Origin of the sequence: Pseudomonas sp. Q11, assembly GCF_024494355.1 — a bacterium.
GTDB lineage: Bacteria > Pseudomonadota > Gammaproteobacteria > Pseudomonadales > Pseudomonadaceae > Aquipseudomonas > Aquipseudomonas hefeiensis.
In genome coordinates this window covers 70,879-83,717 of sequence record NZ_JAKNQY010000011.1, presented here as the reverse complement: position 1 = coordinate 83,717, position 12,839 = coordinate 70,879, and the positions used below count along the sequence as shown (strand labels likewise).

Sequence of the window (12,839 nt, the reverse complement as noted above, 5' to 3'; positions counted from 1 at the left end):
CACCTGGGAAACGGAATACCCACAGGCGCGACACGGATGTTCGGCATATTTAAGGAAGAGTCATGCGCTGTCAACCACGATACGATGGACCGGTTTACATCTGGTTAAAAAATAAACAATCTTGTCTGCTGTGTGGCGAAACTACCGACACGCTCCAACCCATTTGCACCCCCTGCGAAAGCGAGCTGCCCTGGCTCGGCCACCAGTGCAGTATCTGTGCCTTGCCGCTGCCCATGGCCGGACTGCATTGCGGTCAGTGCGCCACGCAGCCGCCCGCCTTCGAGCGGGTCCTGGCGCCATGGGCCTACGATTTTCCTATCGACAGCTTGATCGCCCGCTTCAAACATCAGGCCAAATGGCCACTTGGTCGGCTGATGGGCGAACTGCTAGCACAGTCCTTGCAACATCACTTCAATGAAGGACTGGAGCAGCCCGATGCACTGGTGCCGGTACCGCTTGCCAACCGGCGCTTGCGCCAGCGCGGTTTCAATCAGGCCTCGATGCTTGCACGCTGGCTCAGCGCGGCATTGAAGATCCCTTGCGAAGAACAACTGCTGCGGCGCATCCAGGACACCCCCGCCCAGCAGGCACTCGATGCCAGGGCCCGGCGCCGAAACCTGCGCCAAGCCTTTGCCGTCACACCCGACGCCGTGCTGGGCAACCGTCACCTTGCCTTGGTGGACGATGTGCTCACTACCGGCGCCACTGCCCAGGCGCTGGCCCGCCTGTTGCTGGATGCCGGTGCCGCCCGGGTCGATGTGTATTGTCTGGCACGCACGCCGAAACCCGGTGAGCCGGCTTGACGCGCCGCGTTCGAGGCGCCAACGTCCGCCCATGATTCCTTTACGCAGTTTTCCGTCATGTCATTGCCCCCGCTCCTGACCCAGCACATCGTCCGGCGCCCACAACGCATCGCCTTGTTGCAGCACATCGCCGAACAAGGCTCGATCACCCGCGCCGCCAAGAGCGCGGGCCTGAGCTACAAGGCCGCGTGGGATGCCATCGACGAATTGAACAACCTGGCGGACCAGCCGCTGGTGGAGCGTAGCGTTGGGGGCAAAGGCGGTGGCGGTGCAAAACTGTCCCAGGAAGGACTGCGCGTGCTGCGCCTGTATCAGCGCCTGCAAGCCTTGCAGGCGCAATTGCTGGAGGCGAGCGAAGATGCCGGGGATCTGGGCCTGCTCAGTCGCCTGATGCTGCGCACCAGCGCGCGCAATCAGTTGCACGGCAAAGTCCTGAACATTGAGCCCTTGGGTCATAACGACCGGGTTTACCTGGAGCTCGCACGGGGCCTGGTTATCCAGGCGCAGATCACCCATGACAGCACGGTACGCCTGGAACTGGGTATCGGCACTGCCGTGGTTGCCCTGATCAAGGCCGGCTGGCTGGAACTGCACCCGGTCGATCCGCCGGAAAAAACGGGCAACAACCCTGGGGAAAATGCCTTGCGTGGGGTGATTGAATACGTTGCCGCCGCCGAAAACGGCCCCAGCGAAGTGCGCATCGGTCTGCCCAACGGCCAAACGCTGTGTGCGTTGGCCGATCCGCTGCAACTGCGCGAACGAAACCTGGATACCGGCTCACCGGTACAAGTGGAGTTTTCGGCGACAAATGTGCTGCTCGGCACACCGTTGTAGCGCGCTGCAACAAAAGCGTCATCGCCCGGCTTTAAGGTGGCTGCCAAAACCAGCAGGGAGCCTCAGATGAGCCTATTAGAAGAAAACCAATCCACCGACCTGGAAAAGATCGTCGGCCTGAGCCGTCGAAGCTTCATCAGCGCCGGCGCCCTGTGCGGCGCGGCGATGTTCCTGGGCGGCAACCTGCTGAGTCGCAGCGTACTGGCCGCCGCCGTCAGCGAAGGCAACAGCAAGCTGCTGGGCTTCAACAGCATCGCCGCCGCCACGGCCGACACCATTACGCTGCCGCCGGGCTACAAATCCTCGGTGCTGATCAGTTGGGGTCAACCCCTGCAGAAAAATGCACCGGCGTTTGATCCGAGCGGCAATGGCACCGCCCGCGCCCAGGAAATGCAGTTTGGCGACAATAACGACGGCATGAGCCTGTTCCCGTTTCCCGGCGACGACAACCGGGCGCTGATGGCGATCAACAACGAGTACACCAACTACCCATACCTCTTCCCCCATGGCGGCCAGCCGAAGTCGGCCGAAGATGTACACAAGGCCCAAGCCTGTGAAGGTGTGTCGGTGATTGAAATACAGCGTCAGGGCGGACAATGGCGATTCGTGCAGGATTCGCGCTACAACCGCAGGATTCATGGCAACACGCCAATTGATCTCGGTGGCCCCGCCGCCGGCCATGACTTGATGAAAACCAGCGCCGACAAGAGCGGCAAGAAAGTGCTGGGTACTTTCCAGAACTGCGCCAATGGCATGACGCCGTGGGGCACTTACCTGACCTGCGAAGAGAACTTCACCGACTGCTTTGGCAGCAGCAAGGCGGACCTGCAGTTCGATAAGGCGCAGAAGCGTTACGGCGCCACCGTCGCCAGCAGCGAAATCGACTGGCACCTGCACGACCCGCGTTTCGACCTGGCGAAAAACCCCAACGAACTCAATCGTCACGGCTGGGTGGTGGAGATCGACCCGTTTGACCCGAAATCCACCCCGGTCAAACGCACGGCCCTGGGTCGTTTCAAGCACGAAAACGCCGCCCTGACACAAACCAGCGACGGTCATGCCGTTGTCTACATGGGCGACGACGAGCGCGGCGAGTTCATTTACAAATTCGTCAGCCGGGACAAAATCGACCACAAAAAACCCAAGGCCAACCGTAACCTGCTGGATCACGGCACGTTGTACGTGGCGCGCTTCGATGCCGGTGATGCCAACCCGGACCATCCCAAAGGCATGGGCCAGTGGATCGAGTTGACCCATGGCAAGAACGGTCTTGACGCCAGCAATGGTTTCGCCGATCAGGCCGAAGTCCTGATCCATGCACGTCTGGCCGCCACCACTGTCGGCGCCACCCGCATGGACCGTCCGGAGTGGATAGTCGTCAGCCCCAAAGACGGCCAGGTCTATTGCACCCTGACCAACAACTCCAAGCGCGGCGAAGCCGGCCAGCCGGTGGAAGGGCCCAATCCTCGGGCCAAGAATGTCTACGGGCAGATCCTGCGCTGGCGCACCGACCGCGACGATCACGCTTCCAGCACTTTCGCCTGGGATTTGTTTGTGGTCGCCGGCAACCCGGCGGTACACGCCAACACGCCAAAGGCCGGCTCGTCCAACATCAACCCGCAGAACATGTTCAACAGCCCCGATGGCCTGGGCTTCGACAAGGCCGGGCGGTTGTGGATTCAGACCGACGGTGATTTCAGCAATACCGGGGACTTTGCCGGCATGGGCAACAACCAGATGCTCTGCGCCGACCCCGACAGCGGCGAAATCCGTCGATTCCTGGTCGGACCGGTGGGTTGCGAAGTGACCGGGATCAGCTTCTCGCCGGACTACAAAACCCTGTTCGTCGGCATCCAGCATCCCAGCGGCGGCTCGACGTTCCCTGAACATCTGCCCAATGGTAAGCCGCGGTCGTCGGTGATGGTGATTACCCGCGAGGATGGCGGGGTCATCGGCGCCTGACACTTTGTGGCGAGGGAGCTTGCTCCCGCTGGGTTGCGCAGCGACCCCACTTTATTTTGTGGGCGCTACGCACCCAAGCGGGAGCAAGCTCCCTCGCCACAAAGAGCAATTGAAGTCTCACCGATTAATCCCGACTGCTTTGCGCTACCATGCTGGGCCGGACGCGGCAGCCCTGCCGCTGCGCAGGAGTCAGCATGTCCCATCCGTTTGAAACCCTCACACCCGACCTGGTGCTCGATGCCGTTGAAAGCATGGGCTTGCTCAGCGACGCCCGTGTGCTGGCCCTCAACAGCTATGAAAACCGTGTCTATCAGGTGGGTATCGAAGACGCCGAGCCGCTGATCGCCAAGTTCTACCGCCCTCAGCGCTGGACCAACGAAGCGATTCTGGAGGAGCACCGTTTCACCTTCGAACTGGCCGAATGCGACGTGCCGGTGGTAGCGCCGCTGATTCACAACGGTGTCAGCCTGCACGAACACGCCGGGTTTCGTTTCACCCTGTTTCCCCGGCGCGGCGGCCGCGCGCCTGAGCCGGGCAACCTCGACCAACTCTATCGCCTGGGGCAATTGCTCGGGCGCCTGCACGCAGTCGGGTCTACCCGCCCGTTCGAACACCGTGAAGCGTTGGGCGTGAAAAACTTCGGCCATGATTCGCTGACCACCGTGCTGCAAAGCGGTTTCGTGCCCCGCAGCCTGCTTCCGGCCTACGAGTCAGTGGCCAGGGATCTGCTCAAACGGGTCGAAGAGGTCTATGCCGCCACGCCCCACAAGAACATCCGCATGCACGGCGACTGCCACCCCGGCAACATGATGTGCCGCGACGAGGTTTTTCATATCGTCGACCTGGACGACTGCCGCATGGGGCCGGCGGTACAGGACTTGTGGATGATGCTCGCCGGTGATCGTCAGGAATGCCTGGGACAATTGTCGGAATTGATGGACGGCTACCGTGAGTTCCATGACTTCGACCCGCGTGAACTGGCCTTGATCGAGCCACTGCGTGCCCTGCGCCTGATGCATTACAGCGCCTGGCTGGCGCGCCGTTGGGACGATCCGGCGTTCCCGCGCAGTTTCCCGTGGTTCGGCAGCGAACGCTACTGGGGCGACCAGGTGTTGGCGTTGCGCGAGCAACTGGCGGCGCTCAATGAGGAGCCGTTGAAGTTGTTCTGATCGGGCTGGGTTCCAACACCCACTGAAACCCTGTGGGAGCGAGCCTGCTCGCGATTGCGGTGGAACAGTCGCCATTTATGTTGACTGACACATTGCTATCGCGAGCAGGCTCGCTCCCACATGAGGACCTGCGGTGGAACTACTCCTAGCAAGGTTCACGGCACAATCTGACAAATCCCCTTACAATCACTCTTTTGTTAGCTGCCTAAGCAAGGATTCTGCATGCAAGCCGCCAACCCGCGTCGCGGGTATATCCTGGGCCTGAGCGCCTACATCATCTGGGGTCTGTTCCCGATCTATTTCAAAGCCATCGCCAACGTGCCCTCGGTGGAAATCATCATCCACCGGGTGTTGTGGTCGGCCTTGTTCGGCGCGGCGTTGCTGATGGTCTGGAAACACCCGGGCTGGTGGCGCGAACTGCGGGACAATCCACGCCGACTGGCGATCCTCGCCTTGAGCGGTACGCTGATCGCGGCCAACTGGCTGACCTACGTCTGGGCGGTGAACAACGGGCGCATGCTCGAAGCAAGCCTGGGTTACTACATCAACCCGCTGGTGAACGTATTGCTCGGCATGTTGATCCTGGGTGAACGGTTGCGGCGTATGCAGTGGCTGGCGGTGGGGTTGGCCGCGGTCGGTGTGGCGCAGCAGGTCTGGCAGGTGGGCAGCCTGCCATGGGTGTCGCTGGTACTGGCGCTGACGTTCGGCTTTTATGGGCTGATCCGCAAGCAGGCCCCGGTCAAGGCCCTACCTGGGCTGGTGGTGGAAACCTGGATGCTGGTGCCGATCGCCGTTGCCTGGTTGTTGTTCAACCCGGCGGCTACCAGTGCCCAAGCGGTTTTCTGGACCACCTCCGAAGCCTGGTGGCTGGTGGCGGCGGGTCCCGTGACACTGGTGCCACTGGTGTGTTTCAACGCCGCAGCAAGGCACTTGCCCTACACCACCTTGGGCTTTCTGCAATACATCGCCCCGACGCTGGTGCTACTGCTGGCGGTGCTGCTGTTCGACGAGCATCTGTCGTCCAGCACATTAGTGGCGTTCCTGTTCATCTGGGCAGGGCTTGCGGTGTACAGCATCGATGCCGTGGTGAGCATGCGCCGACGCAACTGATCAAAAATCGAACAACCTCGCGCAGGCCAAACACGACGTGGCCTGCGGCGATCCGCCCCAAGGTTATCCACAACCTGATCCCCGCCGTTTGTGCACAAGCCATTGAAAACTGGTGATTTTTTAATCACTCATCATCAAGCCCCGGCCCATATGGGCTGGCGGCGTGTCTCTACAGGTTATCCACAGGCAGGCGCAGTTTTTCCTTGGATAACCTGTATCAGCTTTCGTCGTTGAGTTTCAGCTCCACCATCAGCTCATCGGCCAGGGTTTCAAGGCGCTCCTGCAAAGTGTCCAGAGACAAGGTCACCGGCACCCCGAGAATCGCTTCACCGTGAAACAGCAACTCGCTGCTCATCGGCGCCGGTCGCACGTCCGTGACCAGTCGCTCGACGTTGACACCCTGCTCACTCAGCAAGCGGGTGATGTCGCGCACGATGCCAGGACGGTCATTGCCCACCAGCTCCATCGCGATAGGTTTCCAGGTGCAGGACTCTTCGACGATGCCCTCGGCGATCAGCACCCGGATGTTGTGGGCCGACAGGCCTTGCAGGGCTTCGATCAGTTCGTCATGGGATTCGGCCGGAACGCTCAGGCGCAGGATCCCGGCAAATTGTCCTGCCAGGCGCGACATGCGGCTTTCCAGCCAGTTACCGCCATGCTCGGCGATGCAAAGGGCGATGTGCTCGACCAACCCGGGCTTGTCCGGGGCGAAAACAGTGATGACGAGATGGTCCATGGCGCGAGCCCTCTGGTTGATGGAAGGGACAGTATAGGCAGGTGGTCGCGGACAGACTGTGGGCTTAGGGATTTATACCTCATCCACTGTGGGAGCAAAGCTTGCTCGCGATACAGGCGCATCGGTTCCGGACGACTGAGATATCTTCATCGCGAGCAAGCTTTGCTCCCACAGTGGATGGCGCTCCAGCAGTATCGTGTACAAGTTTCAATATTTATCTGGAACAATCACTCTGTTTTTTGAGAACATCCCATGCCTCGTTGTGACCGTAGCACGTTAGTGGGTCGCGGAACGACGCAATTAGTCTAATTTTCACAACCGCAATTGATCATGTAGTATGCCGCAGCGCGCACTACATAACGTTGGACCGATGTCTGCTTAAGGCGCAGTCGCATCCCTGAAAGCCCCGTCAGCAAGGCTTAACGCCCGTGATAGGTCCCACCCAGCCGCCAGCGATGGCATGTACTGGTTCCGGGGTTTGTGGTTTAAATGTCCCGAGGCTTCATTGTCAAAATCGAAGAGCTGAAAAGCGAAATAGCTGAGCAGAGTGAGGCAAGCAATGACTGAACACGTTCAAGTCGGTGGCCTGCGGGTCGCCAAAGTCCTGTTCGACTTCGTGAATAACGAAGCCATCCCCGGAACCGGCCTCACCGCCGACACGTTCTGGGCCGGTGCCGACAAAGTCATCCACGACCTGGCCCCGAAGAACAAAGCCCTACTCGCCAAACGCGACGATTTCCAGGCACAGATCGATGCCTGGCACCAGGCCCGTGCCGGCCACGCCCACGATGCCGTGGCTTACAAAGCCTTCCTGCAAGACATCGGTTATCTGCTGCCAGAAGCGGCGGACTTCCAGGCCACGACGCAAAATGTCGATGACGAAATCGCCCGCATGGCCGGCCCGCAGTTGGTCGTGCCGGTGATGAATGCCCGCTTCGCTCTCAACGCATCGAACGCCCGCTGGGGTTCGCTGTACGACGCGCTGTACGGCACCGATACCATCAGCGAAGCCGATGGTGCGGAAAAAGGCAAAGGCTACAACAAGGTGCGCGGCGACAAGGTCATCGCCTTTGCCCGCGCCTTCCTCGACGAAGCCGCGCCGTTGGCGGCCGGTTCCCATGTTGATTCCACCGCTTATAAAATCGTCGACGGCAAACTGGTGGTTGCCCTCAAGGGCGGCAGCAACAGCGGCCTGCGTGACGACGCGCAACTGATCGGTTTCCAGGGCGACGCTTCGGCACCGACCGCCGTGCTGTTGAAGCACAACGGCCTGCACTTCGAAATCCAGATCGACGCCAGTACCCCCGTCGGCCAGACCGATGCCGCCGGCGTCAAAGACATCCTGATGGAAGCCGCGCTGACCACCATCATGGACTGCGAAGACTCGGTCGCCGCCGTCGATGCTGATGACAAAGTGGTGATCTACCGTAACTGGCTTGGTCTGATGAAGGGCGATCTGTCGGAACAGGTCGCCAAGGGCGGTCAGACGTTTACCCGCACCATGAACCCCGATCGTGCGTACACGACTGGCGATGGTTCGGGCCTGACACTGCATGGCCGCTCGCTGCTGTTCGTGCGCAACGTCGGTCATCTGATGACCATCGACGCGATCCTGGACAAGCACGGTAACGAAGTGCCGGAAGGCATCCTGGATGGCCTGATCACCAGCCTGGCGGCAATCCACAGCCTCAACGGCAATACTTCGCGTCGCAACAGCCGTACCGGCTCGGTGTATATCGTCAAGCCGAAGATGCACGGGCCGGAAGAGGCCGCGTTCACCAACGAGCTGTTCGCCCGCGTCGAAGACGTGCTGAACCTGCCGCGCAACACCCTCAAGGTCGGGATCATGGACGAGGAGCGCCGGACCACGGTCAACCTCAAGGCCTGCATCAAGGCCGCCAGCGAACGCGTGGTGTTCATCAACACTGGTTTCCTGGACCGCACCGGCGACGAAATCCACACTTCCATGGAAGCTGGCCCGATGGTGCGCAAGGCCGACATGAAGGCTGAGAAGTGGATCGCCGCGTACGAAAACTGGAACGTCGATATCGGCCTGAGCACTGGCTTGCAAGGTCGTGCACAGATCGGTAAAGGCATGTGGGCCATGCCGGACCTGATGGCCGCGATGCTGGAGCAGAAAATCGCTCATCCTATGGCCGGTGCCAATACCGCATGGGTTCCATCGCCGACCGCTGCTGCGCTGCACGCGCTGCATTATCACAAGGTCGACGTGTTCGCCCGTCAGGCCGAACTGGCCAAACGTACCCGCGCCTCGGTGGACGACATCCTGACCATCCCGCTGGCAGTCAACCCGAACTGGACACCGGAGCAGATCAGGAACGAACTGGACAACAACGCCCAGGGCATCCTCGGTTACGTGGTGCGCTGGATCGACCAGGGCGTAGGTTGCTCCAAGGTGCCGGACATCAACGATATTGGCTTGATGGAAGACCGTGCGACGTTGCGTATTTCCAGCCAGCACATCGCCAACTGGCTGCGTCACGGCATCGTCACCCAGGACCAGGTGATGGAAAGCCTCAAGCGCATGGCGCCGGTGGTGGATCGCCAGAACGCCAGCGACCCGCTGTACCGACCATTGGCACCGGACTTCGACAGCAACATCGCCTTCCAGGCGGCGGTGGAGTTGGTGATCGAAGGCACCCGGCAGCCAAACGGCTATACCGAGCCGGTGCTGCACCGTCGTCGTCGCGAGTTCAAGGCAGCCAATGGGTTGTGATTGAGGGGTAAAACGCAGCCCAAGAAAAAGCCCTGATCGAAAGATCAGGGCTTTTTCATTGCAAAATCACCAAGCCCTGGCTGATGCTCGAGTCATCGGGGCGAGGGGATTTATCTGTGGGAGCAGCCTTGCTCCAACAGACAATTTTAAAGATCCATCCCCAGCTCATGTTTGACCAGGCCCAGCAATTTTTCCGTATCAATGGGCTTGAGCAAAAAATCCACTACGCTCAGGTGCATCGCTTCAATGGCGTCCTTCACGTCCGCATCGCCGGAGACGAGGATGATCGGCAGCGCTGCCCGCTCCGACTCCCGCACCAGACGGACCAGCTCCAGGCCATCGACATTGCCCATACGCAAGTCAGTGATCAACAGGCCGATCGACGGCTTGGTTTCCAGCAACTTGAGCGCCGTTTCACCGCTGGCGGCGGTCATGCAATGAATACCGTCCAGCGCCAGAATTTCCGACAGCAACTCGCGGGCGTCCTTATCGTCATCGACGATCAAGACTCGCTGCGGCGGCAGATCAGGTTCCAGCATGACGGCACTCAGCGCCTCGCGCTCGGCGTCACTCAAAATATCGTGGTCGGACATGATGCTCTCTACGTTCTTTAAATCGGTCCCCGGCACAGTGGTCAGACATCGTTCTGCTGCGCTTCAATGTGCACTTCGTCGGATTTTTTTCCAAGTATATTTACTACAGGCTTTTCGGAGGCCAAACGTGGGATTTTTCTACAGTTTCGGCGCCTTTGTAGCGACCTAGACTTACGTCCAATGGGCACCCTACCCTCAGGGGTTGACCATGGAGACAGATCCGACCACAACAATTCAAAAAGACTGCGCCATAGTTATGAAAAAAACGGACGCCTTTACCCAGGCAGGGAAAACCGCGGTGTTGCAAAACATCCAGGGAACGCTGCAATTCCTCCAGCGCTTTCCCCCGTTCAACCAAATGGAAAACGCTCACCTGGCTTACCTGGTGGAGCAATGCCTGCTGCGTTTTTACGCACTGGGAGAAACCATCATCAAACCGGCCGACGGCACGGTGGAACACTTCTATATCGTCAAGCAGGGCCGGGTCGTGGGCGAACGTCCGCATTCGGCGAAAGCAGGCACCGAAACCACTTTCGAAATCACCACCGGCGAATGCTTCCCCCTTGCCGCGCTGCTGGGTGAGCGGGCCACCCGCACTGAGCACCGGGCCGGCGAGGACACCTTCTGCCTGCAGTTGAACAAGCTGGCTTTCATCAAGCTGTTCGCCCTGTCGAGCCCGTTTCGTGATTTCGCCCTGCGTGGGGTCAGCAGTCTGCTTGACCAATTCAATCAGCAAGTCCAGCAGAAGTCCGCGCAAACCCTGGGCACCCAATATTCCCTCAACACCCGGCTGGGCGAACTGGCGATGCGTCATCCGGTGAGTTGCCCCCCCGACATGCCACTGCGCGAAGCGGTGAAACTGATGCATGAGCAGCAGGTCGGAAGCATTGTGGTGGTGAACGAGCAGAAAGCGCCGGTAGGGATCTTTACCCTGCGTGACCTGCGGCATGTGGTCGCCGACGGTTCCGGGGATTTTTCCGAAGCCATCGCCGCGCACATGACCCCGACACCTTTTTATCTTTCGCCGGACCACAGCGCCTTCGACGCGGCCATTGCCATGACTGAGCGCCACATCGCCCATGTATGTCTGGTCAAGGACCATCGCTTGTGCGGCGTGGTGTCCGAACGCGATCTGTTTTCCCTGCAGCGGGTCGACCTGGTGCATCTGGCACGGACCATCAGCAGTGCCCCGAAAGTCGAGAGTCTGGTGGCCCTGCGCGGCGAAATCGGGCAATTGGTGGAGCGCATGCTGGCCCATGGCGCATCGTCGACGCAGATCACCCAGATCATCACACTGCTCAACGACCACACCGTGTGCCGGGTCATCGAACTGACCCTGGCCGACAAGGGTGACCCGGGCGTGCCGTTCAGTTGGTTGTGTTTCGGCAGTGAAGGCCGACAGGAGCAGACCCTGCACACCGACCAGGACAACGGCATTCTGTTCGAAGCCCGGGACGCCGCCCAGGCGGCGCAGATCCGCGGGCTACTGCTGCCCATCGCTCAACAGATCAACCAGAGCCTGGCCCTCTGTGGTTTCACCTTGTGCAAAGGCAACATCATGGCCGGCAACCCGGAGCTGTGCCTGTCCCGCGCCGAATGGGCCCGACGCTTTGCCGCGTTCATTCGTGAAGCCACGCCGGAGAACCTGTTGAGTTCAAGTATCTATTTCGACCTGCGGGTGGTCTGGGGCGACGAGCAAGGCTGTGAGCAGTTGCGCCAGCAGGTGCTCGAACAGGTGGCCGATAACCGTTTGTTCCAGCGCATGATGGCCGAGAACGCGCTGCGTCATCGTCCGCCGGTGGGACGCTTCAGGGATTTCGTGCTCAGCCGCAAGAACGGCGAAAAAGCCACTCTGGACCTGAAAGTGCAAGGCCTGACGCCTTTTGTCGACGGCGCCCGCCTGCTGGCCCTGGCCAATGGCATCGAAGCCAACAATACCCTGGAGCGCCTGCGGCAACTGGTCATCAAGGACGTGATCCAACCGCTCGATGGCGCGGCCTATGAAGAGGCCTATCACTTCATTCAGCAAACCCGGATGCAACAACATCAACTGCAAACCCGCGAGAACCTGCCCTACTCCAACCGGGTCGACCCCGACAGCCTCAACCATCTGGACCGGCGCATTCTGCGCGAATCCCTGCGCCAGGCCCAACGGCTGCAAAGCAGCCTGACGCTGAGGTACCAGTTGTGAGCATTTTTTCCTGGTTACGCCCGGTCCAACCGATGTTGTCTGAAAACGTGCAACAGCGCGTGGAACGCCTGCCGACACCTTCGCCTCTGGGGGAGTACAGCCTGAGAGAGCAACGCTGGGTGGTGCTGGATCTGGAAACCACGGGGCTGAATCTGAATAAAGATCAGGTGCTGTCCATTGGTGCGATCGTCATAGAAGACGGCGCTATCGACTTCAGCCAGCAGTTCGAACGCACCTTGCAGTGCGACAAGCAGAAGCTAGGGCCGAGCGTATTGATTCATGGCCTGGCGCCGAGTGAAATTGCCGCGGGCAGCGATCCAGCCGAGGCGCTGCTGGCGTTCATGGAGTTCGTCGGCGACAGCCCACTGCTGGCGTTCCACGCACCGTTTGACTCCCACATGCTGGGGCGGGCCCTGAAGGACTACCTCGGTTATCGTTTGCAGCACCCATTTCTGGATGTCGCTGACCTGGCGCCGATGCTCTGTCCACAGGCGCACTTGCGCAAGGCTGGACTGGACGACTGGATCGACTGGTGCAAACTGCAAGTCTTCGACCGCCATAACGCCAGCGCCGACGCCCTGGCCACCGCCGAACTGGCGCTCATTCTGTTCAGCCGTGCCCGTCAGCAGCAGATCCATAGCCCGCTTGAGCTGCAACAGCGCCTGAGCCAATGGAAGCGGCGGCAACGGGCGCCTTCGCTTTAA

Annotated in this window: 10 protein-coding genes; 8 read left to right on the top strand and 2 right to left on the bottom strand. The window is 60.3% G+C overall.

Annotated elements, in window-relative coordinates:
• Window positions 1-62 precede the first annotated feature (62 nt).
• The 5 genes from MA884_RS13775 (at window position 63) to rarD (ending at window position 5,878) form a co-directional block, all read left to right on the top strand.
• Complete coding sequence (locus MA884_RS13775) at window positions 63-803, top strand: ComF family protein (protein ID WP_256231043.1); 741 nt, start codon at window positions 63-65, stop codon at window positions 801-803.
• Window positions 804-860: 57 nt separating this feature from the next.
• Window positions 861-1,637, top strand: coding sequence for a TOBE domain-containing protein (locus tag MA884_RS13770; RefSeq protein ID WP_256231042.1), 777 nt, complete (start codon window positions 861-863; stop codon window positions 1,635-1,637).
• Between the two features lie 66 nt (window positions 1,638-1,703).
• Complete coding sequence (locus tag MA884_RS13765; RefSeq protein ID WP_256231041.1) at window positions 1,704-3,599, top strand: PhoX family phosphatase; 1,896 nt, start codon at window positions 1,704-1,706, stop codon at window positions 3,597-3,599.
• A gap of 194 nt (window positions 3,600-3,793) precedes the next feature.
• Window positions 3,794-4,768, top strand: a complete 975-nt coding sequence (locus MA884_RS13760) for a serine/threonine protein kinase (protein ID WP_256231040.1) — start codon at window positions 3,794-3,796, stop codon at window positions 4,766-4,768.
• Between the two features lie 222 nt (window positions 4,769-4,990).
• Window positions 4,991-5,878: an EamA family transporter RarD gene (gene rarD / locus MA884_RS13755; RefSeq protein WP_256231039.1), complete on the top strand. Its 888-nt coding sequence runs from the start codon at window positions 4,991-4,993 to the stop codon at window positions 5,876-5,878.
• A gap of 217 nt (window positions 5,879-6,095) precedes the next feature.
• Here rarD and MA884_RS13750 read toward each other — a convergent pair whose 3' ends face one another.
• Window positions 6,096-6,614, bottom strand: coding sequence for a glycine cleavage system protein R (locus MA884_RS13750; RefSeq protein WP_256231038.1), 519 nt, complete (start codon window positions 6,612-6,614; stop codon window positions 6,096-6,098).
• A 559-nt stretch (window positions 6,615-7,173) separates the two neighbouring features.
• Here MA884_RS13750 and MA884_RS13745 point away from each other — a divergent pair.
• A complete protein-coding gene (locus MA884_RS13745; RefSeq protein WP_256231037.1) occupies window positions 7,174-9,351 on the top strand; it encodes a malate synthase G in 2,178 nt (725 codons plus the stop codon).
• Between the two features lie 146 nt (window positions 9,352-9,497).
• Here the strand turns inward: MA884_RS13745 and MA884_RS13740 are convergent, their stop codons facing one another.
• The gene (locus MA884_RS13740) at window positions 9,498-9,944 is read right to left on the bottom strand and encodes a response regulator (RefSeq protein WP_047228125.1); all 447 of its coding nucleotides are present in this window, start codon (window positions 9,942-9,944) and stop codon (window positions 9,498-9,500) included.
• A gap of 256 nt (window positions 9,945-10,200) precedes the next feature.
• Here MA884_RS13740 and MA884_RS13735 point away from each other — a divergent pair, with 256 nt between their 5' ends.
• Together MA884_RS13735 and MA884_RS13730 are read left to right on the top strand one after the other, a co-directional pair.
• Window positions 10,201-12,135, top strand: a complete 1,935-nt coding sequence (locus MA884_RS13735) for a putative nucleotidyltransferase substrate binding domain-containing protein (RefSeq protein WP_305518927.1) — start codon at window positions 10,201-10,203, stop codon at window positions 12,133-12,135.
• Entirely contained in the window at window positions 12,132-12,839 is a 708-nt protein-coding gene (locus MA884_RS13730; protein ID WP_256231036.1) for a 3'-5' exonuclease, read from the top strand. Before MA884_RS13735 ends, MA884_RS13730 begins: the two co-directional genes overlap by 4 nt.

What these genes read in the sequence shown, in the direction of transcription:
- MA884_RS13770 (WP_256231042.1), top strand. Translation starts at nt 861, where the DNA reads ATGTCATTGCCCCCGCTCCTGACCCAGCACATCGTCCGGCGCCCACAA.
- MA884_RS13735 (WP_305518927.1), top strand. Translation starts at nt 10,201, where the DNA reads ATGAAAAAAACGGACGCCTTTACCCAGGCAGGGAAAACCGCGGTGTTG.
- MA884_RS13750 (WP_256231038.1), bottom strand. Translation starts at nt 6,614, where the DNA reads ATGGACCATCTCGTCATCACTGTTTTCGCCCCGGACAAGCCCGGGTTG.
- MA884_RS13740 (WP_047228125.1), bottom strand. Translation starts at nt 9,944, where the DNA reads ATGTCCGACCACGATATTTTGAGTGACGCCGAGCGCGAGGCGCTGAGT.
- MA884_RS13775 (WP_256231043.1), top strand. Translation starts at nt 63, where the DNA reads ATGCGCTGTCAACCACGATACGATGGACCGGTTTACATCTGGTTAAAA.
- MA884_RS13745 (WP_256231037.1), top strand. Translation starts at nt 7,174, where the DNA reads ATGACTGAACACGTTCAAGTCGGTGGCCTGCGGGTCGCCAAAGTCCTG.
- rarD (WP_256231039.1), top strand. Translation starts at nt 4,991, where the DNA reads ATGCAAGCCGCCAACCCGCGTCGCGGGTATATCCTGGGCCTGAGCGCC.
- MA884_RS13760 (WP_256231040.1), top strand. Translation starts at nt 3,794, where the DNA reads ATGTCCCATCCGTTTGAAACCCTCACACCCGACCTGGTGCTCGATGCC.
- MA884_RS13765 (WP_256231041.1), top strand. Translation starts at nt 1,704, where the DNA reads ATGAGCCTATTAGAAGAAAACCAATCCACCGACCTGGAAAAGATCGTC.